The following is a 24,892-nucleotide window of genomic DNA, read 5'->3' as shown; positions in this document are numbered from 1 at the left end:
AGGACTTTTCATGTCTCAGACCACACCTTCGGACATCGCGTTCCGCTGGAGCGCCGCCGCCGAACAGCCCGATTTCGTGCGCCACGGCCACGCGGTTCCGGCCGCCGGGCTCGACAGCGCCACGGCGCTGAACTTTGATGGTTTTTCGGCTTATGTGGCCGCGCCCCTGCCTGGCACCTTGCCTGGCGCCTTCCATATCGCGGCCAATGTGGCGTTGGCTGCCTATCCGTGGAATGTCTGCCCGATCCTCGACGTGCTGACCCTCGAGCGCGATGGCGGCGAATCCGGCTTCAGCGTCGGTATCGGCGATCGTGGCCGGCCACGCTTCGCGCTTGTCACCCACACGGGCCTTCACGTGGTCAATGGCGAAACTGCGCTAGACCTGCATCAGTGGCACCGCCTGGTCTTCGCGTTCGAACCGGACGTCGCGCTCTCCATCACCCTCGATGGCGTCGAGATCGGCCGCACCAGCATTTCCGGGCGCTACCGTCCGTCCGAGGCCGCCGAAGCCCTGATTGGCCGCACGCGCCACGAGATCATCCCCACCGGCCCGATCCGCCCCTACGCGCATCTGCCGATCACCGTCTATTTCGATGGCCTCATCGAGGGCGTAACGGTCGGCACCGGTCCAGCGCCGGTGACGGCAGCCAAAGCTGAGGGCAGGGCCGATATCGCCCCACGTCGCCTGCCGGCCGGTCCTGTCGGCGCCGGACGCTTCGGCGCGACCTATGAACACCTCAAATACTACGATGGCTGGGATCGCCGCTGGCGGGTAGGAGAGCACCCCGACGTCCTCGTGCGCTTCGACAAGGCCGACTATCGCGTCGTGTTCTGGCGCGGCACCAATTACATCCCCTGCTGGGTCAGCGGCGACGGCATTTGGTACACCAACGAGTTCAACGAAACCTGGGGCAATGGCGCCACCGGTTGCGCCGAACCGATGTCGGACAAGCACTGCGCCTATTCCCATGTGCGCATCATCGAGAGCCACGATGCTCGCGTCGTGGTGCACTGGCGCTACGCGCTGGTCGACGTGCTCGACGTGCGCCCGCGCAAGGACCCCGTCAGCGGCTGGAGCGATTTCTCCGACGAAGTCTACACCATCTATCCGGACGGCTCGGCCACGCGCTCGATAACGCTGCATTCCACCCAGCCCATGGAGTCGCACGAATTCCAGGAATCCATCGTCGTGCTCGGCCCCGGCCAGCGCCCCGAGGATGTGCTGGAGCTCGAACCCGTGACCCTGGCCAATATGGCGGGCGAAGCCCACACTTATTCCTGGGCCAATGGGCGGCCGCGCCACCTACCGGAGCCGGCCCGCGCCAATATCGCAATGATCAACACGAAATCCGCCCAGCGGCCCTACATGATCGTGTCGGACGAGCCATGCCTGACGCGCGATGACGGTCCGCAACCGGGGCCGCTATTCCCGCCCTATTATCACGAGACCCTGGGCGACGGTCAGACCTTCCCCTGGTGGAATCACTGGCCGACCAGCGACATTCCCTCGGACGGACGGCGCGCCGTGGCGGCCGACCGGGCCTCGCATTCCTCGGTGCTGACCGGGTCCGAATGGGCCGATTACAAGGTCACGCCCACCTCGCGCCAACGCGTGATGCTGCATGGTCTGACCACGCAGAAGGCTGAGGACTTGGTCCCGCTGGCCGCCGCATGGCTGTCGCCCGCGCCCCTCACCGGCCTGACCGAAGGCGCGAACGGCGTCTTCGATCCGCTGGAGAAGGCCTACCTGCTATCAGGCCCGGCAGAATTGTCCTTCACGCTGCAGGCAAGTGAAGCTTCCCCGGTCATCAATCCGGCCTTTGTGCTGGAAGGCTGGTCAGCGGGCGCCATGGATGTTGTGATCGACGGCCAGGTGCGGCCCGAGGGCGACAGCCTGCGCATCGGCTGGCGGCATAGCGCCGAGCGGAGCGACCTTATCGTCTGGGTGGAACTATCGGCGACGGTCCCGGTCGCCGTGAGCTTCCGGCCCCGACGCTAGCAAGGTCGGCGGCGCGGACCTCCACCCGCTCCGCCGACCCTGCTCGCTAAGCCGAAAAGCGCTCGAACTCTTCCAGCAAGGGTCCCGCCTGGGGGGCAAACAGTTCGGCACGTTCCGCCATGAGGTGGCGGATGGTGAGGAACACCCGGTCCAGGTGGATCTTCATCGCCTGCGCGGCGGCGTTTTCGTCACCAGCGCGGATCCCTTCCACAATGGCCACATGCTCGGCCAGCACGATGGTCATGTGATTGGGTTCGGGCATCTGCAGGCGGCGGACGCGGTCGAGCTGTGCCTTGGCGCCGGTCACCAGCCGCCAGATACGCTGGGATGCGCCGTGTTCGCAGATCAGCTGATGCATGGCCTCGTCCTGCTCGTAGAACTGGTCATAGTCCCGCTCGCCCGCAAGCGTGCGCTGCTGATGCATGTTGAGGTCGAGGCGCGCGAGGAATTGTTTGTCGACGCGCCGTGCCGCAAACCGCACGACCTTCATCTCGAGCGCATCGCGCACCAACTGGCCTTCCAGCACGTAGCGCAGGTCGATCGGGGCAACGAAGGTGCCCGCATTGGGGCGCACGTCGACCAGGTTCTCGGCATGCAGTTGCAGGATGGCCTCGCGCAGGGGCGTGCGTGAAATCTGCAGCTCCTCGCAGATTTTCTTTTCATTGATCGCCATGCCGGGGGGCATGTCCAGCGATACGATCGCCCGCCGCACCAGCTCATAGACCTGCGCGGTCTTGGGCAGCGCCTGGTTGATATCGGCAACGGAGAAGTTGATTGAGCTCGCTATGTCGGTGGCGGCGCTCAGTCTCGGCCTTGGCATGGGCGGTCTCGAACAGGTGGATCGTATGCGTCATCCTATCCGGCTCGGCGGACATTGACACTACCGATATAGCAATATACCGATATATCAGTTTATTTGGCAATGGTGGCCACGATGTCCGACCTGCAGATTTCTGGCCTCAACAAGTCCTACGGTGCCGTGCCGGTGCTCAAGGGCATCGACCTGTCGATCCACTCGGGCGAGTTCGTCGTCTTCGTGGGGCCGTCCGGTTGCGGAAAATCAACGCTGCTGCGCATGATCGCGGGCCTCGAAGAGATCACCGCGGGCACTATTTCCATTGGCGGGCAGGTGGTCAACGACATGCCGCCGGCCGACCGCGCCATCGCCATGGTGTTCCAGTCCTACGCGCTCTATCCCCATATGAGCGTGCGCGACAATATGAGCTTCGGCATGCGCATGGCCAAGGCGCCCAAGGCCGAGATCGACCGTCGCGTGAACGCCGCCGCCGACATGCTGCAACTGACGCTGCTGCTCGATCGCCTGCCCAAGCAGCTTTCGGGCGGCCAGCGCCAGCGCGTCGCCATCGGCCGCGCCATCACCCGCGATCCCAAAGTGTTCCTGTTCGATGAACCACTGAGCAATCTCGACGCCGCCCTGCGCGTGGCGACCCGTATCGAAATCGCCCGCCTCAAGCAGTCCATGCCGCAAACCACGATGATCTACGTCACCCACGATCAGGTCGAGGCCATGACCCTGGCCGACCGTATCGTGGTGATGCGCGCCGGCCATATCGAGCAGGTCGGCACGCCGCTCGAACTTTATCACAATCCGGCCAACCAGTTCGTCGCCGGCTTCATCGGCTCGCCAGCGATGAATTTCGTCGCCGTTACCCCCATTGTGGACGGCCAGGTCAAGTCCAGCTCGGGCGATCCGGTGGCCATTCCATTTGCCTTCCAGCCCTCCGGCTCCCTCATGCTCGGCGTGCGGCCCGAGGATCTGGTACTGACCACCGGCCCGGCGCTGGTGCGCGGCACCGCGTCCATCATCGAGAATCTCGGTGAGCTGGCCATCGCCTACGTGGATGTCGGGGGTGCTGAACCGCTCATCGTAAAGCTGCCGGGCGACAGCGCCCTGCGGCAGGGCGACGCGGTGGCGCTGTCCGCGCCGCAAAGCCGGCTGCACCTGTTTGGTGCCGATGGCAATACTCTGCGCCCCGCAAGCGCGCAGACCGAGATCTGAACCGAAAGTAGACCTATGAAAGCCTTCGTCCTTCATGGCCAGCGGGACCTTCGGGCCGAGCTGGTCCCCACCCCAATGCCGGGCCCTGGCGAGGTTCTGGTGCGGGTAAGGCGGGCTGGTATCTGCGGCTCCGACATCCACTACTTTGTGCATGGCCGTGCCGGCAGTTTCGTGCCCAAGCGCCCCTTCATTCTGGGCCATGAGATTGCCGGCGAAATTGCCGAACTCGGCCCGGGCGTCGATCCGGCGCTTGCCGGCAGGCGTGTGGCGGTTGATCCATCGATACCCTGCGGCACCTGCGCGTTCTGTCGCGAGGGACGCTACAACCTCTGTCTCAACATGCGCTTCTACGGCTCGGCGAGCACCGATCCGCATGTCGATGGCGGCTTTGCCGAATATGTGGTCGCGCCCGCCGCCAATTGTCATGTCCTGCCCGACGGCCTGGGCTGGGCCGAAGCCGCAATGACCGAACCTTTGTCAGTGGCGGTGCATGCGGTGATGCGCTCCGGCGGCGTGGCCGGCAAGAGCGTGCTGGTCACCGGTGGCGGCGCCATCGGTCAGTTGACGGCCCTCGTGGCACGGGCATTCGGCGCGTCCACGGTGACGCTTGCCGACATCGCGGCCTTTCCGCGCAATCTGGCAGTCCAGCTCGGCGCCGACAGTAATCTCGATGCTTCCGATCCCGTTGCCGTCGAACGTGGTTTGGCCCTGACACCGGGCGGCTTTCACGTGGTGTTCGAGGCCTCCGGCGCGCCACCTGCCGTTCCTCTCTCCATCGCGCTGGCGCGGCGCGGCGCCACCATCGTGCAGATCGGCACCCTGCCAGCCGATGTTACCGCCCCGCTCAACACCATCATGGCGCGCGAGTTGAGCTATGTGGGCTCGTTCCGCTTCGCCAATGTCTTCGCCATCGCGCTCGATCTGATGGCCTCCGGCCGTGTCGATGTCGCGCCGTTGGTCAATGCGGTGATGCCGCTGGATGAAATGGCCAGCGCCATGGATCGCGCCATCGGCAAGGATGGCGTCATCAAGGTTCAGGTCGAGCCATGAAGAGCTTTGGTGGGTCCGCGCTCGGCGGCGTCCTTGACGCCGTCTAGCCCTTATCGCCTTTCAAACATCTGAGGGTCCCCATGCCACTGGTCACCAATCCCATCCTACCCGGCTTCAATCCGGACCCGTCCATCCTGCGTGTCGGCGATGACTATTACATCGCCACCTCGACCTTCGAATGGTATCCGGGCGTGCAGATCCATCACAGCCGCGACCTGGCGAACTGGACGCTGCTGACGCGGCCTCTCAACCGCAAGAGCCAGCTCGACATGCGCGGCAACCCCGACAGTTGCGGGGTGTGGGCGCCCTGCCTCAGCCATGACGGGGAAAAATTCTGGCTGGTCTATACCGACGTCAAGCGCAAGGACGGCTCGTTCAAGGACACGCACAACTATATCGTCTGGGCGGACAAGATCGAAGGGCCGTGGTCCGATCCCGTCTACATCAATTCCTCAGGCTTTGACCCCAGCCTGTTCCACGACGATGACGGCCGCAAGTGGTTCGTCAACATGCTGTGGGATCACCGCAGCCGGCCCAACATGTTCGCCGGCATCCGCCTGCAGGAATACGACCCCGTCGCGCGCTCTCTCGTGGGGCCGATGAAGACGATCTGGCATGGCACCGAGCTGGGACTGACCGAAGGCCCCCATCTCTACAAGCGCAATGGCTGGTACTATCTGCTGACCGCCGAGGGCGGCACCGGCTACGATCATGCGGTGTCGCTGGCGCGATCGCGCCAGATCGATGGTCCTTACGAGACACATCCGCAAAAACATATCTTCACCGCCAAGGATGCCCCGCTTCATCCCCTGCAACGCACCGGCCATGGCGACTGGGTAGAGACGCCTGATGGCCGCCACTATATCGTCCATCTGGCCGGGCGGCCCATCACCCAGAAACGGCGTTGCGTGCTGGGCCGCGAAACCGCGATCCAGGAAGTCGAATGGCGCGACGACTGGCTGTGGCTCAAGGGCGGCGGTTTGTTGCCCCATCTGGCCACGGATGTGGCTGGCACCCGCGACGATGACCTGTTTTGGGCGCCGAAACACTATGACTTTGACGCCGGCTTGCCCGCCGATTTCCAGTGGCTGAGGACACCGGAGCCAGAGCGGATATTTGCCGTCGCCGATGGCCGGCTGCGCCTGTTCGGGCGTGAATCGATTGGCTCATGGTTCGAACAGGCCCTGGTCGCCCGCCGACAGACCCATTTCGACTATGACGCCGAGACCCTGGTGGAAATCTCGCCGACCGACGAACGCGTGATGGCCGGTCTGGTCGCCTATTACCAGCGCTACAATTTCCACTATCTCGCGGTTACCGCCGATGCGGACGGCAACCGCGAACTGCTGATCATGAGCTCGGAAAGCAGTTTCCCCGACGGCAATCTGCGGTTCCCCGCCGCGCCGGTCCGGCTACCGCCGACGGGGGCCGTTCGTCTGGCACTATCGATCCGGCAGGCCCGGCTGCAATTCTTCTACGGCCTCGGAGCCGACGGCGATCTCATCCCCATTGGCCCCGTACTCGATGCTTCCCTGCTTTCCGACGAGGGCGGTGCCTATGGGGTCGACGGCAGCTTTACCGGCGCCTTCGTCGGCGTCGCCGCCAATGACCTCAACGGCACCGCGACCGCCGCCGATTTCAGCTACTTCCTCTACGCGCCGCAGCGCATCGATCCCTAGGGCCAGAGCCGCGTGGCTTTCCAGCCGCGATCGATGCGATTGTAGAGCAGCCTGACGTGCTGCCGGTCGGTACAGCCCTGCCAGAACTCGACGCTGTCGGGCCTGACCGCGAATACCGACCAACCGCCCGGCACTTCGCTCGGATCGGCGGCACTCTGTTCCAGGTCGGCATCCATGATCTGACTTTGCCGCTCCAGTGCGGCACCGGAGCGGGCTTCCGCCGAGCGCGCCCAGAAATCGGCCGCGGCCGCCTCGCGACCCAAATCCACTGCCGTGCCGCGAACACGAACCTGCCGCCCCAACAACGGCCAATAGAAGGTCAGCGCCACCTCGCTCGTGCCCGCTATTTGCTGGCCCTTCGGGCTTTTCCGGCTGGTGGCGTAATGCCAGCCGCGCTCGTCCAGGTCCTTCAGAATCAGCACCCGGGCATCCGGCCGGCCCTGTGCGTCCACGGTGCCGAGTGTCATGGCATGTGGCTCCGTGATGCCGGCCGCAATGGCCTCGCGGAGCCAGATGACAAACTGGTCCTGCGGCACCTCGGCGATCGCCACCGGATCGAAGTCCGGCAGCGGTCCGGCAAGGCTGGGCAATTTGCGCAGCAAAAGGCGGGTGGGCGAGGCGGTCATGGCCGCCCCACGATGAGCCGCAGCGAACCATCGAAAAATGGCTGGCTCCGCAAATGCCCATATTTGCGATCCCAGGTGCCATCCGCCAGGTCGCGTCCCAGATGCTCCACGAAACGCGGCCCGACCGCTGGATCGACAAAGCTCCAGGCCGAGTTTGCCAGCCGCGCGCCCGGCTCCAGCAGCCGTTCCGGCCGGCCGTAATACGCCTCGCTAAACCCGTCGATGCAGCCGAGCGGTACCGGTATGTCCTGCACCTCCGCCTGTCCCCCAAGCCCCTCGACGATGGATGCCATGGTGGGATAACGCCGCGCCTCGGTGGCGATGGCTTCGGGCGCATAATCATTGAGCCAGAACCGATCGAGCGCCGCCGGATCGCAGGTTAGGATCAGCACTGGCCCGCGCGTGACGCGCCGCATTTCGGCGAGGCCCGCCGCAAGGTCCTGCCATTGATGCACCGAGAATGTCGTCATGCTGGCATCAAAGCTCTGGTCGGCAAAGGGCAGGCGCTCCGCCACGCCGTCGACGGCAGCCACCAGATGCGCCGGACGCTGCGCCCGCATCGAGGCAGAGGGCTCGATCGCCGTCACCTCCCGATCGACCGGCTCGTACGAACCGGCACCGGCCCCAACATTCAGCACGCTTCGCGCCGCGCCCAGTGCGTCACCAATCCGTTGTGCAAAATACGGTTCCGGCTGGCGGTAGTTTGTGTAGTTTACGCCGATCACGCCGTAATTGGCGTCGCCGGCGCTGCCGTCGACATGTCGCTGTGTCATCTGGTTTTCCTCGATCTGCCGGCAGAAGACAGCATGCGGCGCGCGCTGAAAACCGATATGATCGAACACGCTATGTTCGGAAAGCTCACATGAGAAAACTCCCCTCGCTCAACGCTTTACGCGCTTTCGAAGCGGCTGGTCGGCATGGACGAATGACGCTTGCGGCCGAGGAACTGCATGTCACCCACAGCGCCATCAGCCGCCAGGTGCAGCAGTTGGAGCAGCGGCTCGGCGTCGCGCTGTTCGAGGGCCCCAAGAATGCGCTACGGCTGACCGATGCCGGCAATCGGCTGATGCTGGGCCTGACGCCGGCCTTCGATCAGCTGGACCTGGCGGTGCGGTCAGTCGCCGATACCGACGAGGGGACGCTCGACGTATCGTGTCCCGGCACCTTCACCATGCGCTGGCTCATCCCGCGACTGTATCGCTTCCGGCAGGCGCATCCCGAGATCGAGGTGCGCCTGAGCGCGTCGAGCAAGCCGGTCGATATCGCGCGCGACAATGTCGATGTCGCCATCCGGGCCGGCGCCGGTCCATGGCCGGCCGGTCTTGAGGTCACCCATCTGTTCGACGAACAGATCGGCCCCGTCGCGGCGCCAATCCTGGCGCGGGCGGTGGCCGACGATATCGCCACCGTGCCGCTGCTGCATTCGCGCACGCGCCGCCATGCCTGGACCGATTGGAGCCGTCGCGCCGGCGTGCCGACCAGCGGCGATGGCGGCAACGAATACGAGCATTTCTACTTCATGCTGGAAGCGGCATCCGCCGGGCTTGGCGTCTGCATCGCACCCTGGCCGATGGTGGCCGACGACCTGCGCGCCGGTGTCCTGGCGGCGCCGCTAGGGTTCATCGCCAGCGGGCAGGAATATGTGGCGATGCGCCGATCGCACCGGCATCGCAAGTCGGCAATGTTCTGCCAATGGCTGGCAGAGGAGGCCAGGGCCTTCGGCGCCTACGCGCCCTGATCGGCTCCTGTGACCGCCATCGAACTGCCGCGCGCGACCAGCCTCGGGGTGACGACGAAGTGCTCGGCCTGCGTGCGGCCCTTGATGCGCTCGATCAGCAACCGCGTCGCCTGACGGCCGATTTCCCGGCCGAATTGGTCGACGCTAGTCAGATTGTTCTGGGTGAAGGCACACGGCGCCGAATTGTCATAGCCGATGATCCCCATATCGTCCGGCACCCGGAAACCGAGTGCGCGAACAGCGCTGAGCACTTCGAGCGCATAATAGTCGGCCCAGCCGAAGATGGCATCGGGGCGCTGGGGGCTCTCCAGCAAGGCGCGAACCGTCGCCGTCACATCATCCAGCCCGTCATCGGCCGACGCGATGCGGATGTCGTGCTCGGCAAAGCCGGCGCTACGCAATGCATCCGCAAAGCCCCGTTCGCGCTTTTGCGACACGTCTGCCGACATCAGGTCGTTCCGCCCCAGCGTGATCATCGCCGGCCGCCGGTAACCCTGTGCCAGCATGTGTTCGGCCACGATGGCGCCGCCCCGCACGTCATCATTGTTGGCCGAATCGAACGACTGCGCATCCGGCGCATGGTGGCCGATGACCACGATGGGAACTTCGCTGGCGATCCCTTCAAGATCCACGGTCGCCATGCGCTGGCCGATCATGATGAGGCCATCGATCTGCCGGTCGACCATGGCATGCACGATCGCCCGTTCCACCGAGGACGACCCCCGGCCGACGCCGAACAGCGGCAGGTATTGCGTGCCCGCCAGGCCATCATCGATGCCGTCGATGAGATCGGGAAAGAACGGGTTCTTCATATCGGCCATCAGCACGCCGACCGTATAGGTCTGGCCGCGCATGCCGCGGGCCGCCGAGTGCGGGCGGTAGCTGAGCTTGTCCATGGATTGGCGGACCTTGAGGCGCATCGCGTCGCTGACCCCATAGGCGTCGCGCAGCACTTTGGAGACCGCGGCCACCGACACCCCGGCATCCTCGGCCACGGTGCGAATCGTTACCCGCTCGCTTTTCTTTCTCGGCGCCATGTCCCGTCCATCCTCCGGTCGCCACAGTTAGCAGGGGTCGCACCCATGGTCGATTCCAACACTTCACCACTCCCATTTTTTCTCTTGTGGGGAATTTGGTGCCGTGCTTAGATTGTGTAGAACGATACACGTAGAACGATACACGCGCAATGATATGCACTCGGGTTAGCCGGGTGCCGCAGGAGAAGCCGGCTAACGGCTCGTCTGCTCTGGGAGGATTTCTGATGAATGACGCGTCGCCCGTCCGGGCCGCAACAGCCCTGTCCGCACGTCCAAAGGTCAACTGGACGGCGCAGATGGTGCGCCCTCTGGCGGATGGCGGCGTCGAGACGCCAGCCACCTTCCTGCGCAAGAGCTTCACTGTGGATGGCGCCGGCGATGCCGTGCTGCGCATCAGCGCGCAGGGGCTGTATCGCGCTTTCATCAATGGCCAGCGCGTCGGCAATGACCTGCTGACACCCGGCTGGACCGCCTATGACCAGCGCCTGTCCTACCAGACCTATGATGTCGGCCCACTGCTGCAGGCTGGCGATAACGTCATCGAGATCTGGCTGGCCGATGGGTGGTTCCGCTCGCAGATGATGTGGGGCGAGGCGCCGATCTACAATACCTGGGGCGACACCATCGCGGCGATTGCCGAACTGCGTGGTGGCGACGGCAAGCTGCTGCTGGCCACTGATGCGAGCTGGCAGAGCGGCGAATTGCCGATCCGCAAGTCGGGCATCTATTTCGGCGAAATCTACGATGCCGGTTTCACCCCGGCCGTCACGGCGGGCAGCGAAGTTGTGCCGTTCGATCAGGCTCGCCTCGTGGCCTATGAAGCGCCGCCGGTGCGCGAACTCGCGGCGCTGGAACCGGTCGCCAACCATACCGACGATGCCGGCCGCCGGGTCTATGATTTCGGCCAAAACAGCGGCGGCTATGTGGCCTTCACCGTGCGAGGCCAGGCTGGCGCCCGCATCATCGTCGAACACGCCGAAATCCTCGACAAGGACGGCCAGTTCTACAATGGCAACCTACGCACCGCCGCCGCGCGCCTCGAATATGCACTGAGCGGAAACGGCGACGAACACTACCGCCCGACCTTCACCTTCCAGGGCTTCCGCTATGCGCGCGTGACCATCGAGGGGCAGGCCGAACTCATCGATATCGTCTCGGTGCCGATCAGTTCAGTGCACGAACTCAAGGCCGGTTTCACCTCCGGCAATGCGCTGGTCAACCGGCTGTTCCTCAACACTGTCTGGTCGCAGCGCGCCAATTTCATCGAAGTCCCCACCGATTGCCCGCAGCGCGACGAGCGCCTGGGCTGGACCGGCGACGCGCAGGTCTTTGCCGGCACCGCCTGTTATCTCGGCGAAGTGCAGGGCTTTTTCCGTAAATGGATCCGCGACGTTATGGCCGACCAGCGCGAAGACGGCGCGGTCCCGCATGTGGTGCCCGATCCCACCCGCCTCAATCCCAAGGACTATCCGGGCTTTTATGGCTCGACCGGTTGGGGCGATGCCATCGCCATGGTGCCGTGGCAAGTCTACCTGCATTATGGCGACACCGATTTCCTCGCCGAAACCCTGCCCGCTATGGTCAAATGGGTCGACTTCGTCTGGTCGATCAGCAATGGCCCCATCGTCAAGCCGCCGCGGGCCTGGGGCGGCCGCGGCTTCACCTTCGGCGACTGGCTGCAGCCCAGCGGTCCTTCCGCCAAGCCCCTGCCGACCATCAGCGACGACGCCGCGGCGACGATGTACCTGTTCATCACCTCGACCCTGGTCGGGCGTATCGCGGGCATTGTCGGCAACGAAGCCACCGCCATCCGCATGGCCGATATCGCCGGCAAGGTGAAGGCCGCCTTCGCTGGCGAATTCATCACGCCCAATGGCCGCGTGGCCGGCGACGACCAGACCTCCTATGCGCTGGCGTTCCTCCATGGCCTGATCCCGCAAGACAGCCAGGGCGCCGCCAAGGCCTATTTCAAGAACTCGATCCATCGCACCGATGGGCGCATCGGCACCGGCTTCATTGGCACCCCGGCTTTGCTGCCGGCGCTGGTCCAGATCGGCGAGATGGGCCTCGCCTCCGAAGTGTTCCTGCAGGAAAACGTGCCGGGCTGGCTCTACCAGGTGCGCAAGGGCGCGACCACGATCTGGGAGCGCTGGGACGCCATCCAGGAAGACGGCTCGATCTACAATCCGCAGATGAATTCCTACAATCACTACGCCTATGGCGCCGTATGCCAGTGGCTGCTCGAAGGCGTGGCCGGCTTCCGTCCCGATCCCACGGCGCCGGGCTTTGCCCACATCATCTTCGAGCCGACCATCCTCGATGGCCTGTCACCTGTCGCCGCGCATCACGATAGCCCCAATGGGCGCATCGAGGCCGGCTGGACCGTCGATGGCGACCGCATCCGCTACCGCTTCGTCGTGCCCCTCGGCGCCACCGCAACGCTCCGCCTGCGTCCGGAATATCGCGATGCTGTCCTTGATGGCGTGTCGATCGCATCGGGCGCGGACATCAGCGCCGGTCCCGGCGAGCACATTGTCGACTTCATCTATTCGGTCCCGCCGCGGGAGGTTCACGGCGGGCCGATGGGTCACTCGCGCACGCCATAAACGAGCGGCACGTCAAACTGCCCGCAGCAAGCGGGCCCAATGGGAGGAAACTGCATGACTTCAAAATTCAAGGGATCACGGCTTGCGGGCCTGGCCGCCGGCCTGCTGCTCTCGGCCAGCTTCGTCGGCACCGCCATGGCGCAGGATGTCACCCTGTCGTTCCTGGTCGACAATACCGATGCGTCCACCGTCACGGTCGCCCAGGCTTTGGCTGACGCCTTCATGGCCAAGAACGCCGATATCGCCATCGAACTGGAAACCCGTCCGGGTGGCGGCGAGGGCGACAACATCGTCAAGACGCGCCTGGCGACCGGCGAAATGGCCGATGTGTTCCTCTACAATGCCGGCTCGCTGTTCCAGGCCATCAATCCGCAGCAGAACCTGATGCCGCTGACCGCCGAGCCCTTCGAGGCCAATGTCATCGACACCTTCCAGAAAACCGTCACCGCCGGTGGCGACGTGTTCGGCGTGCCCTTCGCCACCGCCATGGGTGGCGGCGTGATGTACAACAAGAAAATCTATGCCGATCTCGGCCTCTCGGTTCCCAAGACCTGGGACGAGTTCATGGCCAACAACGAAAAGATCAAGGCCGCCGGCAAGGTCGCGGTGATCCAGAGCTTCGCCGATACCTGGACCAGCCAGCTGTTCGTGCTGGGCGACTTCTACAACGTCATCACCGCCGAGCCCGATTTCGCGGATAAATACACCAACAATCAGGCCAAATACGCCACCGACGCCGCAGCCATCAAAGGCTTCGAGCGCCAGGAAGCCGTGTTCAAGGGCGGCTATCTCAACGAAGACTTCGCCGCCGCCAAGTTCGACGACGCCATTCGCATGCTGGCGACCGGCGAAGGCGCGCACTACCCCATGCTCAGCTTCGCCGCTGGTAGCGTGGTCTCCAACTATCCCGAAAATCAGGCCGATGTCGGCTTCTTCGCCCTGCCGGGTGACGACGCTGCCAAGAACGGCCTGACCGCCTGGATGCCATCGAGCCTCTATATCCCCAAGACCACCGAACATGCCGATCAGGCCAAGGCGTTCCTGGCCTTCGTGGCCTCGACCGAAGGCTGCGATGTGCAGACCAAGGCCGTCGGCGTCACCGGTCCCTACCTGATCAAGGACTGCACCCTGCCGGCCGATGTTCCGGCCGTGGTGGCCGACTTGCTTCCCTACTTCCAGCGCGATGGCGGCACCGCTCCTGCGCTCGAATTCCTCTCGCCCATCAAAGGGCCGGCACTGGAGCAGATCACCGTTGAAGTCGGCTCCGGCATCCGCTCGGCGGCCGACGGCGCCGCGCTTTACGACGAGGACGTCAAGAAGCAGGCCCAGCAGCTTGGCATTGCCGGCTGGTAATCTGTCAGGTTTGATCGAGATCGGAGCCCGACCCCATGGTGATATGGGGCCGGGCTTCGGCGACCGGGAGGAACGATGCCATGAGTGACGCGACCCACGCCGCGCCGCGACCCAAGCGACGAACCACCTCGGCCTATCCGAGTTGGTTCTACCTGCCTGCCGCCATCATCTATGCTGTCCTGTTCCTGTTCCCCACGGTCGCCTCGCTGTTCTTCAGCCTGACGCGCTGGACCCTGTTCGACGCCACCTTCATCGGCTTCGACAATTTCGTGCAATTCTTCCGCGAGCCGTTCCTGGTCAAGGGCCTGGTCAATACGCTGATCTATGCGGTGCTCACATCCGGCCTCAAGGTCGTACTCGGCTTCCTGCTCGGCGTGCTGCTGACCTCCCGGATCATCGCCCGCGGCTATCTCCGTTCCGTGCTGTTCTTCCCGGTGCTGGTCTCCACCGTCGGCGTCGGCATTACCTTCACCGTGATGATGCACCCCACCACCGGCGTCATCAACGAAACGCTGGGCCTGTTCGGCATCAAGGGTCCCGGCTGGCTGACCGATCCCAACCTGGCGCTGTTCTCGGTGGCCCTGGTCGATGTGTGGAAGGGCGTGGGTCTCGCCACGGTCATCTACATCGCCGGCATCGTCTCCATTCCGCAGGAATATTACGAGGCCTCGTTGATCGATGGCGCCAGCGCCTGGGACAATTTCTGGAACATCACCCTGCCGCTGGCCAAGCCCGCGACAGTCACCGTCATCATCCTCAGCCTGATCGGCGGCTTGCGCAGTTTCGATCTGATCTGGGCCATGACCAAGGGCGGGCCGGGCTTCACCTCCGACGTCATCGCCTCGGTAATCTACAAGCAGTATCAGGCCGGCTTCTATGGCCTGTCCACCGCTGGCAATGTGGTGCTGTTCGTCATGGTCGCCATCATCATCATTCCGCTCTCGGGCTTTCTCAACCGCCAGGGGGATGGCCAGTGAATTATCTGCGCCGCAACTGGATCGGCATTTTGGCCATCCTCGTGTCGACCATTGTGTTCCTCGTGCCCTTCGCCTTCATCGTGCTGACCGCGCTCAAGGACAAACGGCAATCGTCCTTGCGCGAATTCTCGCTACCGAACGGATTTCACCTCTGGGACAATCTGGTCGAGGTGATCCAGACTCGCAATTACATGGTGCTGACCGCCTTCGTGAACAGCGCCATCCTGACCGTCGCCAGCGTCACTCTCCTCGTGATCTTCGCCGCCATGGTCGGCTTCGTGCTGCAGCGCAAGCCGTCAGCGTGGACCGGGCTGGTTAATTTCCTCGTCCTCGCCGGGCTGATCATTCCGCCCGCCGTGGTGCCCACCATCTGGGTGCTGCAGGGCCTGGGCCTGTTCAAGACCCTGCACGGCCTGATCTTCATCGAAGTGGCCTATGGGCTTAGCTTCTGCGTGTTGCTGTTCAAGGCCTTCGTCGCCACCATTCCGCGCGAACTGGACGAGGCGACGATCATCGATGGCGCGAGCCCCCTGCGCCTGTTCTTCGAGATCGTGCTGCCGCTGCTCCGACCCGTGGTGATCACGGTGATCCTCGTGCAATCGGTGGCCATCTTCAACGATTTCACCAACCCGCTTTATTACCTGCCGGGCACCAAGAACGTGACGGTGCAACTGACGCTCTACAATTTCCAGAGCCAGTACAACACGTCCTACAACCTGCTGTTCACCAATATCCTGCTCATCACCATTCCGCCGCTGATCGTCTTCCTGTTCTTCAATCGCCAGATCGTGGCGGGCATGACGGCCGGCGCGGTGAAGGGATGAGCGCTCGCAAGTTCTCGCAAGGAGAGACCGCACCATGGCTTCGGTAACAATCGCGGACGTGCGCAAGGCCTATGGCACCGCCCAGGTGCTGCACGGCATCAATATCGATGTCGCCGATGGCGAATTCGTCACCTTGGTCGGGCCATCCGGCTGCGGCAAGTCCACGCTCCTGCGCATGATCGCGGGGCTGGAGGACATCACCGGCGGCGAAATCAGCATCGGCGACCGGACCGTCAACGAGCTGCCGCCCAAGGCGCGTGATATCGCCATGGTGTTTCAGAACTACGCGCTCTACCCGCACATGACCGTCGCCCAGAACATGGGCTACTCAATGAAACTGCGCCGCGCCTCGAAGGAGGAGACCGCCAAGGCCGTGCAGGAAGCCGCGCGCATCCTCGATTTGGAACCGCTGTTGCAGCGCTTTCCCAAGCAGCTTTCGGGCGGGCAACGCCAGCGCGTCGCCATGGGCCGCGCCATCGTGCGCGATCCAAAGGTGTTCCTGTTTGATGAGCCCTTGAGCAATCTCGATGCCAAGCTGCGCGTGCAGATGCGCGCCGAAATCAAGGAACTGCACCAGCGGCTGCAGACCACCATCATCTATGTGACGCATGACCAGGTCGAGGCCATGACCATGGCCGACCGGATCGTCGTCATGCGCGACGGGCGGGTCGAGCAGATCGGGCGTCCGCTCGATCTCTACGACAATCCGGCCAACAAGTTCGTCGCCGGCTTCATCGGCAGCCCGGCGATGAACTTCATCGATGGCACGGTGACGGGCGGTCTGTTCTTCACCACCGATGGGGTCAGCCTGCCATTGCCGGCCACGTCCAGCGCCATCGAGGGCAAGCCCGTGACCTACGGCATCCGCCCGGAACATTTCCGCATCGATCCCAACGGCTTTGCCGCGCGGGTGCAGGTGGTCGAACCCATGGGCTCGGAAACCCAGATCGTCGTGCGTCTCGGCACCAAGGACCTGACCTGCCTGTTCCGCGAGCGCGTCGAACCCCGGCCGAGCGATACGCTCACCCTGTCGGTCGATCCGCAACAGGTCCGCCTGTTCGACGCCTCAAGCGGCGCCGCGCTTCAGGCCTGACGGCGCCGCCTCCGCGGGCGGCAAGGGCAGGCCGTAGCGTTCGCGCACGGTGTCGCCAGCGTATTCCCGGCGATAGACGCCGCGGTCCTGCAGGATCGGCACCACCTTGTCGACGAACAGCTCGATATCGTCCGGTGCCCGTGGCGGCTGGATCGTATAGCCGTCCACCGTGCCATCGGCCCACAGATCGATCAGCCCGTCGGCAATCTCCTCCGGCGTGCCGAGCAGCAACCGGTGCGCCCCCTCAGAGCGCCGTACGGCCTCGCGCGCCGTCAGCTTCTCGTGGCCAAGCAGGTCCGACAGGCCCAGCCCCATGCCCACGGCCAATACCCGGTTCGGGTCCGGCACGAACCGCTCGGCATCGAGCACTGCGTCCGGATCGAACGTAGCGAGATCGAAACCATGGTCGTTCGCAAACCGCTTGAGCAGACCGTCTTCCGAGCCGGCGCCGCTGAACAGCTCGTGCTTGCGCAGCGCCTCTTCGCGACTATCTGCAATAATCGGCACCAAACCCGGCACGATCTTGATGCTTGCTGGGTCGCGCCCATAGGTCGCCGCCCGGTCGCGCACCTTCTTGCCGAACGCCTGCCCGGCCGAGCGCGACAGCACGTTGCAATAGATGATCTCGCCATGCCGGGCCGCCAGGTCGATACCACCCTCCGAGGCGCCGGCCTGCGCGATCACCGGATGCCCCTGCGGCCCGCGCGGCACGTTGAGCGCCCCCTTCACGGAGTAAAAGGCGCCCTCATGCTCGATCGGATGGGCGCTGGCAGCGTCCCAGAACAGCTCGGGCGGCACCTCGCCTTCGCGGTCCTCGTCCCAGCTGTTCCACAGCGCCTTGCACACATCGAGGAATTCCTGTGCCTTGGCATAGCGCTCGCTGCGCGGCGGCAGCGGCGCATTGCCGAAATTGGCGGCGACCGCCGGGTTGAACGAGGACACGATATTGATGATCAGCCGCCCGCCCGAGGTGATGTCCACCGTCTGGGTGCGGCGCGCGAAATTGTAGGGCGAATTGTAGGTCGAGGACGCCGTCACCACGACGCCGATATCGGGCACCTGCGCCGTCAGCACCGCGGACAGGATCAGCGGATCGAGCGTGTGGAACGGCCGCCCCTTGGGATCGGTCATCAGCGCCGGGTGGTCCGAGAAGAACACCGCGTCGAACCGGCCGCGATGCGCCAACTGCGTCAACCGCGTGTAATATGCCGGATCGTTGATGTCCGCCCGGCTGCCGCTGCGATAGCGCCAGGCATTGCCCAAATAGCCGGTGGTGTTGATCCCGACATTGAGGTTGAGGCTACGCTGATAGGTCATGGCACGCTCTTGGCTGATTTGGCGAAGGAGCGGCCTGCGCCGCATCGGACGCATCAATTTAGTTAGTCTACCAACTTACTCAAGGTGTAGCGAAGGTTCGCTTTTGCCCGTGCTAGAAAAGGCGCGGAAAACTATTCCCCGATGTCGATATGTGGGCGCCTCGGCTCGACAAGACCTAGCGCGGGTCCCAGGCGAACTCGATCCGGCACCCGCCGGGCTCACGGATCATGCAATGAATCTTGGGGCCTCCGCCGGATGGCTCGGGCGAAAATTCCACGACGACGCCGTCCCAGTCCGACACCAGTGCGAACAGCCTCTCCAACTCCGCCTCGCTCGCCAGTTTCAGCGCCAGATGGTGCAGCCCCACATTGTGCTGCCGGTCGAACGGGACGAACCTGTCGCCATCGGCCACCTGCCACAGCGTGATCCGGCTGGTCCCATCGCTGACGAAGGCCGCCGGATAGTCCGGCTTGCCTCCGATCACGTTCCAGCCCAGGCAGCCGGTGAAGAACGCCACCGAAGCTTGCAAATCCGAGACTGTCAGCCCCACGTGATCGATGCCGATCGTCAAAGCGCCCATTGCCCGCCTCCCTGTTTGCTCGCCATTTCAGCGCATTGGCGGCTCGAGGCAAGAGGCAATGTTGCGGCCTGTCGCATGACCGCCACGGCCCGTTTTTGCAAACGCCTTTACTTCGCCGCAAAAGGCGTAGATAACCTCATTCACGTTTTCAGCCATCGTCGGCTGCCTGATCGCCGGTTCGCCGGCCCCCGGCTCCCTTCTTATTTTGCGAACGTTTAGACCCCTTTGGCATGTTGCCATTGGGCATTCGCTCGTTCGCTTCTGCTTCGGGCTATCAGGATTAAAATCATGGCCACCATCAACGGTACCGTCAAGTTCTTCAACACCACCAAGGGCTTCGGCTTTATTTCGCCTGAAGGCGGCGACAAGGACGCATTCGTCCACATCTCCGCCGTCGAGCGTTCGGGCCTGCAGGGCCTGTATGAAGGCGACAAGGTCACCTACGAACTCGAGACCGGCCGCGACGGCAAGATCTCGGCAACGAACCTGACCCTCGTTCAGTAAATACGAGACGCCGCGCTTTTTAGCGCGGCACATTGAAAAAGAACGGCGCCTTCGGGCGCCGTTTGCGTTTGTGGAACCAACTGGTCTGTCCAGTGTTGCTCCGGCGATAACCCGGAGTCCATCGTGACCGATCTCAGCCCGATACCTGACCTCGATGAAGACCTGATCAACGGCATCGACCGCTTCATTGCCGATCGTGCCGAAGAAGGTGCCGGCCATCTCAGCCGCAATGACGCCATCAACGCCATCCTGCGCGAATGGCTGACCGATCAGGGCTATATCGAGCGCCAGCCCGACGACCCCGAAGACCTGGAAGATCCGAGCTAGTCGGCGTCCTTGCCCTCTTCGTCCCGCGCCGCCGCCGCCTTGACGGCGGCAAACACCCTGAGCGCCGCTTCGATCTCCGCCGCGCTGAGCCCCTCGAATGTCCGCAGCCGAAACGCAGCCAGTTCAGCCTCGATTTCCTTGAGCTTGGTCTCTCCCGCCTCGGTCAGGTCCAGCAGGTTTGCCCGCCGGTCCGTCGTATCGGGCACCCGCACCACCAGCCCCGCGGCCTGCAATTCATCGAGGATGCGCACCAACGAGGCGCCTTCCATGCCGCAATATTCCGCCAGCACGTTCTGGCGCACCTTGCCGCCCAGCCTGCCGATCCACAACAGCGGCCCGGCGCCGGCTTCAGCCACGCCATAACGCGCCACCTGTTCCCGCGCCAGCTTTCGCCATAGCCGGGCCGAAACAACCATGTCGGCGGTGAAAATGCGCAGCAGCTCTGCAAAATCGCTCATATTAATTAGTTAGCATCCTAGCTATATACAGTGTCACGTTATATTACCCCCGGACGTCCGCGGCCGCCATCACAAGGATAAACGGCCCGACCGGACGCGACACGCCATCCATGTTGAAATCATGTCGAACCCAGATACAAGTGCCGCCCACGGCGACCGTCACAAGTGGATCGTGCTGAGCAATACCACGCTCGGCGTCTTTGCCGCTTCGGTCACCGGATCGATCATCCTTATCAGCCTGCCGGCGATTTTCCGCGGCATCGGCCTGCAGCCGCTCGATCCGGGCAATACCAATACCCTGCTCTGGACCATCATGGGCTATATGGTGGCCACGGCCGTGCTGGTCGTTACCTTCGGGCGACTCGGCGACATTTTTGGCCGTGCCAAAATCTACAATTTGGGCTTCCTGATTTTCACCCTGGCGTCGATCGCGTTGAGCTTCATGCCCACCGGCGACTTCGCCGCCAGCTATCTGGTGTGGATGCGCATTATCCAGGGCATTGGCGGCGCCATGCTCACCGCTACCTCCACCGCTATCCTGGTCGACGCCTTCCCGCCACATCAGCGAGGCCTCGCGCTCGGCATCAACACCATGGCCATTATCGGGGGCCAGTTCATCGGCCTGATCGCCGGGGGCCTGCTGGCCGACATCAACTGGCGGCTGATTTTCTGGGTCAATGTCCCGATCGGCATTGTGGGCACCATCTGGGCCTTCATCAGCCTGCGCGACAAGGCTGCGCCGCAAAAGCGCGGTGGCTTGGACTGGTGGGGCAATATCACCTTCGCCATCGGCCTCGTGCTGGTGCTGGTCGGCGTCAATGACGGCATCCAGCCGCATGGCGCCGATCTGATGGCCTGGGGCAGCCCCAAAGTGCTGGCCGAATTGCTCATCGGCATCGCTTTCTTGGTGGCCTTCTACATCATCGAACGTCGCGTCAAGCTGCCGATGTTCGATCTCAACCTCTTGCGCATCCGCCCCTTCGCCGCCGGCATTACGGCCAGCCTCTTGACCTCCATCGCCCGCGGTGGCTTGCAGTTCATGCTGATCATCTGGCTGCAGGGCATCTGGCTGCCGCTGCACGGCTATAGCTTTGAATCCACGCCCCTCTGGGCTGGCATCTTCATGCTGCCGCTGACCGTTGGCGTGCTGCTGTCAGGACCCGCCGCCGGCATCCTGTCGGATCGCTACGGCTCTCATCGCTTTGCCGCTGGCGGCATGGTGCTGGGCGCCACGACCTTTCTTGGCCTGATGCTGCTGGGCGCCGATTTCCCCTATCCGGTGTTTGCCGCGCTGCTCTTCGTCAACGGCGTCGCCTCGGGCCTGTTCAGCGCGCCGAACGGCACCCAGATCATGAATGCGGTTCCCGCTTCCGAGCGTGGCCAGGCTTCGGGCGTGCGCGCCACCACCATGAATGCGGGGCAGGTGCTCTCTATCGGCGTGTTCTTCACGCTGATGATCATCGGCCTAGCCTGGAGCCTGCCGGCGGTGATGGAATCTCGCCTGATCGCCCAGGGCCTGCCGGCCGATGTCGCCGCACAGGTCGCCTCGGCCCCGCCGGTCGCCAGCCTCTTCGCGGCCTTCCTCGGCTACAATCCGATGGGCGAACTGATCCCCGCCGCCGCGCTGCATGCACTGTCGGCCGATCAGGTGGCGATCATCACCGGCCAGCATTTCTTCCCCGACTTGCTGTCGGGCCCGTTCATGGTGGGTATCAAGATCGCGTTCTCGATCTCGCTGGTGCTCTACCTCGCCGCGGCCTGGGCGTCGTGGTGGGGTGGCTCGACCCGCAAGCAGGAAGTCGCCGAAGAGCACCGCATGGTCGTGGCCGAACAGGCCGCGTGATCCTCGGGCCGGCGGGATTAGCCCCGCCGGTCTCCTACGGATTGCCCTCGGGATAGATGCTGTCGATCTGCCCCAGCGTCGAATAGATCAACAGCGCGATCCACTCGCGGATTGCCGTCGTCGTGGTCAAAAGGTTTTCCGGCGGATTGGTCGGATCGATCCGGAACGGCTCATTGCCGGTCGAGCGATAGTCGACTGGCCACGACACCACGCTCAGCCCCGCCGCGCGGAAAAATGCGGTAGCGCGCGGCATGTGGAAGGCCGATGTGATCAGCACCAGCGCGCCGTCTTCGTCCGCACCCAGCATTTCGCGCGTCATCGCCGCATTCTCGGCCGTGCTGCGCGATTGCCCTTCCAGCACCAGCCGGTCGCGAGCAATGCCCATACCGGTATAAAACCGCTCAGCCGCCGTGGCGTCGCTGTCCCCCTCCGCCACCAGCGAGCCAAACCCGCCCGAAATGATGATCTTGGCCTCGGGATGCAACAGCGCCAGCCGCAAGCCCTCCACGAACCGGTCGCCGCCCGCCGTCAGTTCGGTGATCGAACGCGCCCGCCCCACCTCGCCATCGATGCCGCCACCCAGCACGATGATGCCGGCGATCCGCTCAGGCAGTTCCGGGCGCGCAATGCGGTTCTCCAGCGGCGCGATCAGCAGATAGCCCAGGCTGGTAAAGGTCATCAGGAAAAACAGCGCGCAGTTCAGCGCCAGCAGGATGCCGGCGGTCCGGCGTCGACCCACCCATAGAGCTAGCAGCACCAACACCATCAGCAGCAGCGTCAACGACAGCGGCTGCACCGTGGTCCAGATGAGTTTGGCAAGATTGACGGCCATTGGGGGGTCTCACAGTGTTGGGATTACCGGCGGTGCCGCAGCATCAGCAGGGCCAGCAGCGCGAAAATCGCGCAGGGCACGATCCACAGCGCTCCGCCTTGGATCAGATTGACGCCGTCCGGGGTTATGCAGCTCGATGCCGCCGCCTCGATACAATCGCGATAGAACCAGTAGCGCGTCAGGAACAGCCGGAAGAACCCGGCCGCAATGATTGCCATCAGCGCCGGGGGAACAAAGCGCATGGCTAATCCGTCATGCAACTGACGGCGCCGTCCACCGTGATGTTCTGCGGCACGCCGTCCACTTCGACGCCCGCGTCATAAATGTCCAAAACATAGGTGCCCACATAGCTGCCTTCGTCGACCGACTGGGTCTTGATCATGAGATCGGCATAGCCGTAGGGCCCGTCGCCCCGGTGCGGTATCGAGATTTCGAAATACACCACGTCGCGGTCGATCCATATCTGGTTGGGATTTTCCGGCGCAAAATGCAACTGCCGCAGGTCAGGGGCGACATTTGGAATTTTGGCGATCAGCTCGCCGCCGATGTTCAAAATTCCCGCTCCGAAGTCGCGTCCCATGCTGATGGAAACCTCGAACTGCGCCAGCCCCGCCCCCGACGTGCAGACCACGCCACCGCTGGCAAAAACGGGCGCCGCACCAAACAGTATGATCAGGCTGGCGAGAATGGGCAGGCGCATGAAAATCTCCCAAGGGTTGGTGCAGACGCGGGAGCGCTGTCACCTGACGGCGCTCCCGTCGTGATTGTTTATTCGCTGACAGGCAGCGTTACTGGCCATTCGGCCTGATAGGGCTCGATGCGCAGCGCGTCATTGGCAATGATGGAAATCCAGTTGGTCGGCGCTTCCACCAGATCGCCGGCTTCATTGCGGGACACCACATACTGCCAGGCCGCCAGCTCGCCGCTTGCCACCAGCATCTTGCCGACGACGCCGGCATTGAGCCCGCCCGCTGCAGTCAACTGGCCTTCGGTCAGCCCGATGATGACTTCGTCTTTGGAGGAAACGACCTTGAACAGCACCATGTCGCTTTCCTCGGCGAAGGTGGCAGTGACGCCGGTCAGAACCATTGCGGCAAGCGAGGCGCCCAGGGCGATGCGGCGGGACAGCTTCATTTGAATTCTCCATGAATGTGCGGCGTGATCACCGCTTGGCCGCCTTGCTAACGGGGCCAGCCTTCATGTTGCCTGAGCGCCGCGTTCATCGCCCTTTCATCTGCCGGGTCGCAGGAGTGGCGGCCAATTCGCGTCACTGTCACATAAATCAGCTAGCGCCTGCCGGATCGACTCAACGGACGCCCCCATGCGCTGCGCCATCTGCTTCACCCCACCGGCCGACGATGCCTTGACGATCGCGGCCGCGCGGTGGTTGCGGCGCGATCCCTATACGGGTGCGCGCATCGCTTGGCCCGTCGAAGGGCTGGTGGAAACCGACCACGCCTTCCTGACCGCCGCGCCCCGTCGCATCGGCTTTCACGGCTCGCTCAAGGCGCCGTTCCGCATCGCCGACGAGCATGGGGTGAGCGACGTGCAGGCAGCGCTGGTCAAGTTCTGCCGCCGCGTTCCCCCGCTCACCGTCGATGCCATGCGCATCGCCCTCATCGAGAATTTTTTCGCGCTGGTGCCCGCCACGCCCAATCTTGAACTGCACGAGCTGGCCACCGATTTCGTCACCGTGTTCGATCAATATCGCAGCCCCACCACCGATCTCGACCTGGCGCGCGGCGATATCGGCCGGCTCAACGGCCGCCAATTCGCCAACCTGATGGCCTGGGGCCATCCCTATGTGCTCGACCAGTTCCGTTTCCACATGACCCTGACCGGGCCCATCGACGAGTTGGAGCGCGAATACGTCGCCCAAATGCTGCATCGCCATTTCGGCAGCCTGACCGACGAACCTTTGTGCATTTCGCAGGTGGCGCTGTTCGTCGAACCAGAGCCTAATGCCCCCTTCCTGATCGATTCCATCCACCGCTTCACCGCCCAACAGCAACGCAAGACTGCCTGATCC

The 24,892-nt window shown here is 63.8% G+C and carries 25 protein-coding genes; 14 read left to right on the top strand and 11 right to left on the bottom strand.

The genetic code is table 11. The annotated features are described in order from the left end of the window. Positions 1 to 10: 10 nt before the first annotated feature. Entirely contained in the window at positions 11 to 1,999 is a 1,989-nt protein-coding gene (locus JWR51_RS14750) for a LamG-like jellyroll fold domain-containing protein (RefSeq protein WP_299748883.1), read from the top strand. A gap of 46 nt (positions 2,000 to 2,045) precedes the next feature. On the opposite strand, the gene JWR51_RS14745 is transcribed toward JWR51_RS14750, so the two are convergent. Beyond that, positions 2,046 to 2,819, bottom strand: coding sequence for a GntR family transcriptional regulator (locus JWR51_RS14745; protein ID WP_299748880.1), 774 nt, complete (start codon positions 2,817 to 2,819; stop codon positions 2,046 to 2,048). Between the two features lie 114 nt (positions 2,820 to 2,933). Between JWR51_RS14745 and ugpC (JWR51_RS14740) the strand changes: the two genes are divergently transcribed. The 3 genes from ugpC (JWR51_RS14740) to JWR51_RS14730 all read left to right on the top strand — a co-directional run bounded on the left by ugpC (JWR51_RS14740) (position 2,934) and on the right by JWR51_RS14730 (position 6,748). Beyond that, complete coding sequence (ugpC, locus tag JWR51_RS14740) at positions 2,934 to 4,019, top strand: sn-glycerol-3-phosphate ABC transporter ATP-binding protein UgpC (protein ID WP_299748877.1); 1,086 nt, start codon at positions 2,934 to 2,936, stop codon at positions 4,017 to 4,019. Between the two features lie 15 nt (positions 4,020 to 4,034). Continuing rightward, a complete protein-coding gene (locus tag JWR51_RS14735; protein ID WP_299748874.1) occupies positions 4,035 to 5,069 on the top strand; it encodes an L-idonate 5-dehydrogenase in 1,035 nt (344 codons plus the stop codon). 86 nt (positions 5,070 to 5,155) lie between these two features. After that, the gene (locus tag JWR51_RS14730; protein ID WP_299749371.1) at positions 5,156 to 6,748 is read left to right on the top strand and encodes a glycoside hydrolase family 43 protein; all 1,593 of its coding nucleotides are present in this window, start codon (positions 5,156 to 5,158) and stop codon (positions 6,746 to 6,748) included. Here JWR51_RS14730 and JWR51_RS14725 read toward each other — a convergent pair. Then, the gene (locus JWR51_RS14725; RefSeq protein ID WP_299748871.1) at positions 6,745 to 7,374 is read right to left on the bottom strand and encodes a pyridoxal 5'-phosphate synthase; all 630 of its coding nucleotides are present in this window, start codon (positions 7,372 to 7,374) and stop codon (positions 6,745 to 6,747) included. The genes JWR51_RS14730 and JWR51_RS14725 overlap by 4 nt on opposite strands. Next, the gene (locus JWR51_RS14720; RefSeq protein WP_299748868.1) at positions 7,371 to 8,147 is read right to left on the bottom strand and encodes a class I SAM-dependent methyltransferase; all 777 of its coding nucleotides are present in this window, start codon (positions 8,145 to 8,147) and stop codon (positions 7,371 to 7,373) included. The genes JWR51_RS14725 and JWR51_RS14720 overlap by 4 nt, the downstream gene beginning before the upstream one ends. Positions 8,148 to 8,236: 89 nt before the next feature. On the opposite strand from JWR51_RS14720, the gene JWR51_RS14715 reads away from it, so the two are divergent. Beyond that, complete coding sequence (locus JWR51_RS14715; protein ID WP_299748865.1) at positions 8,237 to 9,112, top strand: LysR substrate-binding domain-containing protein; 876 nt, start codon at positions 8,237 to 8,239, stop codon at positions 9,110 to 9,112. On the opposite strand, the gene JWR51_RS14710 is transcribed toward JWR51_RS14715, so the two are convergent. Continuing rightward, entirely contained in the window at positions 9,100 to 10,149 is a 1,050-nt protein-coding gene (locus JWR51_RS14710) for a LacI family DNA-binding transcriptional regulator (protein ID WP_299748862.1), read from the bottom strand. The two genes, JWR51_RS14715 and JWR51_RS14710, sit on opposite strands and share 13 nt — an antisense overlap. Before the next feature lie 224 nt (positions 10,150 to 10,373). Here JWR51_RS14710 and JWR51_RS14705 point away from each other — a divergent pair, with 224 nt between their 5' ends. The 5 genes from JWR51_RS14705 to ugpC (JWR51_RS14685) all read left to right on the top strand — a co-directional run bounded on the left by JWR51_RS14705 (position 10,374) and on the right by ugpC (JWR51_RS14685) (position 17,002). Continuing rightward, on the top strand, positions 10,374 to 12,755 hold the full coding sequence (locus JWR51_RS14705; RefSeq protein ID WP_299748860.1) for an alpha-L-rhamnosidase: 2,382 nt from the start codon (positions 10,374 to 10,376) through the stop codon (positions 12,753 to 12,755). 54 nt (positions 12,756 to 12,809) lie between these two features. Continuing rightward, positions 12,810 to 14,108, top strand: coding sequence for an extracellular solute-binding protein (locus JWR51_RS14700; RefSeq protein WP_299748857.1), 1,299 nt, complete (start codon positions 12,810 to 12,812; stop codon positions 14,106 to 14,108). An 80-nt stretch (positions 14,109 to 14,188) separates the two neighbouring features. Then, positions 14,189 to 15,085: a sugar ABC transporter permease gene (locus tag JWR51_RS14695; protein WP_299748854.1), complete on the top strand. Its 897-nt coding sequence runs from the start codon at positions 14,189 to 14,191 to the stop codon at positions 15,083 to 15,085. Continuing rightward, entirely contained in the window at positions 15,082 to 15,909 is an 828-nt protein-coding gene (locus JWR51_RS14690) for a carbohydrate ABC transporter permease (protein ID WP_299748851.1), read from the top strand. Before JWR51_RS14695 ends, JWR51_RS14690 begins: the two co-directional genes overlap by 4 nt. 34 nt (positions 15,910 to 15,943) lie before the next feature. Next, positions 15,944 to 17,002, top strand: coding sequence for a sn-glycerol-3-phosphate ABC transporter ATP-binding protein UgpC (ugpC, locus tag JWR51_RS14685; RefSeq protein WP_299748848.1), 1,059 nt, complete (start codon positions 15,944 to 15,946; stop codon positions 17,000 to 17,002). Here ugpC (JWR51_RS14685) and JWR51_RS14680 read toward each other — a convergent pair. Further along, on the bottom strand, positions 16,976 to 18,319 hold the full coding sequence (locus JWR51_RS14680) for an NtaA/DmoA family FMN-dependent monooxygenase (protein ID WP_299748845.1): 1,344 nt from the start codon (positions 18,317 to 18,319) through the stop codon (positions 16,976 to 16,978). The two genes, ugpC (JWR51_RS14685) and JWR51_RS14680, sit on opposite strands and share 27 nt — an antisense overlap. 175 nt (positions 18,320 to 18,494) lie before the next feature. Then, complete coding sequence (locus JWR51_RS14675) at positions 18,495 to 18,899, bottom strand: VOC family protein (protein ID WP_299748842.1); 405 nt, start codon at positions 18,897 to 18,899, stop codon at positions 18,495 to 18,497. Between the two features lie 288 nt (positions 18,900 to 19,187). On the opposite strand from JWR51_RS14675, the gene JWR51_RS14670 reads away from it, so the two are divergent. Both JWR51_RS14670 and JWR51_RS14665 read left to right on the top strand, forming a co-directional pair. Continuing rightward, entirely contained in the window at positions 19,188 to 19,403 is a 216-nt protein-coding gene (locus JWR51_RS14670) for a cold-shock protein (RefSeq protein ID WP_299723032.1), read from the top strand. Between the two features lie 123 nt (positions 19,404 to 19,526). Beyond that, a complete protein-coding gene (locus JWR51_RS14665; RefSeq protein WP_299748840.1) occupies positions 19,527 to 19,730 on the top strand; it encodes a hypothetical protein in 204 nt (67 codons plus the stop codon). Here the strand turns inward: JWR51_RS14665 and JWR51_RS14660 are convergent. Next, on the bottom strand, positions 19,727 to 20,188 hold the full coding sequence (locus JWR51_RS14660; protein WP_299748837.1) for a MarR family winged helix-turn-helix transcriptional regulator: 462 nt from the start codon (positions 20,186 to 20,188) through the stop codon (positions 19,727 to 19,729). The two genes, JWR51_RS14665 and JWR51_RS14660, sit on opposite strands and share 4 nt — an antisense overlap. Before the next feature lie 121 nt (positions 20,189 to 20,309). On the opposite strand from JWR51_RS14660, the gene JWR51_RS14655 reads away from it, so the two are divergent. Further along, positions 20,310 to 22,031 (top strand): MFS transporter, encoded by a 1,722-nt coding sequence (locus JWR51_RS14655; protein WP_299748834.1) that lies wholly within the window; start codon positions 20,310 to 20,312, stop codon positions 22,029 to 22,031. Between the two features lie 34 nt (positions 22,032 to 22,065). Here the strand turns inward: JWR51_RS14655 and JWR51_RS14650 are convergent, their stop codons facing one another. The 4 genes from JWR51_RS14650 to JWR51_RS14635 form a co-directional block, all read right to left on the bottom strand. Further along, positions 22,066 to 22,863, bottom strand: a complete 798-nt coding sequence (locus JWR51_RS14650; RefSeq protein WP_299748831.1) for a YdcF family protein — start codon at positions 22,861 to 22,863, stop codon at positions 22,066 to 22,068. 23 nt (positions 22,864 to 22,886) lie between these two features. Then, positions 22,887 to 23,105, bottom strand: coding sequence for a hypothetical protein (locus JWR51_RS14645; protein ID WP_299748828.1), 219 nt, complete (start codon positions 23,103 to 23,105; stop codon positions 22,887 to 22,889). Positions 23,106 to 23,107: 2 nt separating this feature from the next. After that, positions 23,108 to 23,563: a hypothetical protein gene (locus JWR51_RS14640; protein ID WP_299748825.1), complete on the bottom strand. Its 456-nt coding sequence runs from the start codon at positions 23,561 to 23,563 to the stop codon at positions 23,108 to 23,110. 68 nt (positions 23,564 to 23,631) lie between these two features. Continuing rightward, positions 23,632 to 23,997, bottom strand: a complete 366-nt coding sequence (locus JWR51_RS14635; protein ID WP_299748822.1) for a hypothetical protein — start codon at positions 23,995 to 23,997, stop codon at positions 23,632 to 23,634. Positions 23,998 to 24,184: 187 nt separating this feature from the next. Here JWR51_RS14635 and JWR51_RS14630 point away from each other — a divergent pair, with 187 nt between their 5' ends. After that, entirely contained in the window at positions 24,185 to 24,889 is a 705-nt protein-coding gene (locus tag JWR51_RS14630) for a DUF1045 domain-containing protein (protein WP_299748819.1), read from the top strand. Positions 24,890 to 24,892 lie beyond the last annotated feature (3 nt).

This window comes from Devosia sp. (assembly GCF_028290625.1).
GTDB lineage: Bacteria > Pseudomonadota > Alphaproteobacteria > Rhizobiales > Devosiaceae > Devosia.
This window is presented reverse-complemented; position numbering and strand designations above follow the sequence as displayed.

Bases quoted from the DNA above. Each gene is read 5' to 3' on its own strand.
- JWR51_RS14750 (WP_299748883.1), top strand. From the start codon at position 11: ATGTCTCAGACCACACCTTCGGACATCGCGTTCCGCTGGAGCGCCGCC.
- JWR51_RS14745 (WP_299748880.1), bottom strand. From the start codon at position 2,819: ATGCCAAGGCCGAGACTGAGCGCCGCCACCGACATAGCGAGCTCAATC.
- ugpC (WP_299748877.1), top strand. From the start codon at position 2,934: ATGTCCGACCTGCAGATTTCTGGCCTCAACAAGTCCTACGGTGCCGTG.
- JWR51_RS14735 (WP_299748874.1), top strand. From the start codon at position 4,035: ATGAAAGCCTTCGTCCTTCATGGCCAGCGGGACCTTCGGGCCGAGCTG.
- JWR51_RS14725 (WP_299748871.1), bottom strand. From the start codon at position 7,374: ATGACCGCCTCGCCCACCCGCCTTTTGCTGCGCAAATTGCCCAGCCTT.
- JWR51_RS14720 (WP_299748868.1), bottom strand. From the start codon at position 8,147: ATGACACAGCGACATGTCGACGGCAGCGCCGGCGACGCCAATTACGGC.
- JWR51_RS14715 (WP_299748865.1), top strand. From the start codon at position 8,237: ATGAGAAAACTCCCCTCGCTCAACGCTTTACGCGCTTTCGAAGCGGCT.
- JWR51_RS14710 (WP_299748862.1), bottom strand. From the start codon at position 10,149: ATGGCGCCGAGAAAGAAAAGCGAGCGGGTAACGATTCGCACCGTGGCC.
- JWR51_RS14705 (WP_299748860.1), top strand. From the start codon at position 10,374: ATGAATGACGCGTCGCCCGTCCGGGCCGCAACAGCCCTGTCCGCACGT.
- JWR51_RS14700 (WP_299748857.1), top strand. From the start codon at position 12,810: ATGACTTCAAAATTCAAGGGATCACGGCTTGCGGGCCTGGCCGCCGGC.
- JWR51_RS14695 (WP_299748854.1), top strand. From the start codon at position 14,189: ATGAGTGACGCGACCCACGCCGCGCCGCGACCCAAGCGACGAACCACC.
- ugpC (WP_299748848.1), top strand. From the start codon at position 15,944: ATGGCTTCGGTAACAATCGCGGACGTGCGCAAGGCCTATGGCACCGCC.
- JWR51_RS14680 (WP_299748845.1), bottom strand. From the start codon at position 18,319: ATGACCTATCAGCGTAGCCTCAACCTCAATGTCGGGATCAACACCACC.
- JWR51_RS14675 (WP_299748842.1), bottom strand. From the start codon at position 18,899: ATGGGCGCTTTGACGATCGGCATCGATCACGTGGGGCTGACAGTCTCG.
- JWR51_RS14670 (WP_299723032.1), top strand. From the start codon at position 19,188: ATGGCCACCATCAACGGTACCGTCAAGTTCTTCAACACCACCAAGGGC.
- JWR51_RS14660 (WP_299748837.1), bottom strand. From the start codon at position 20,188: ATGAGCGATTTTGCAGAGCTGCTGCGCATTTTCACCGCCGACATGGTT.
- JWR51_RS14655 (WP_299748834.1), top strand. From the start codon at position 20,310: ATGTCGAACCCAGATACAAGTGCCGCCCACGGCGACCGTCACAAGTGG.
- JWR51_RS14650 (WP_299748831.1), bottom strand. From the start codon at position 22,863: ATGGCCGTCAATCTTGCCAAACTCATCTGGACCACGGTGCAGCCGCTG.
- JWR51_RS14645 (WP_299748828.1), bottom strand. From the start codon at position 23,105: ATGCGCTTTGTTCCCCCGGCGCTGATGGCAATCATTGCGGCCGGGTTC.
- JWR51_RS14640 (WP_299748825.1), bottom strand. From the start codon at position 23,563: ATGCGCCTGCCCATTCTCGCCAGCCTGATCATACTGTTTGGTGCGGCG.
- JWR51_RS14635 (WP_299748822.1), bottom strand. From the start codon at position 23,997: ATGAAGCTGTCCCGCCGCATCGCCCTGGGCGCCTCGCTTGCCGCAATG.
- JWR51_RS14630 (WP_299748819.1), top strand. From the start codon at position 24,185: ATGCGCTGCGCCATCTGCTTCACCCCACCGGCCGACGATGCCTTGACG.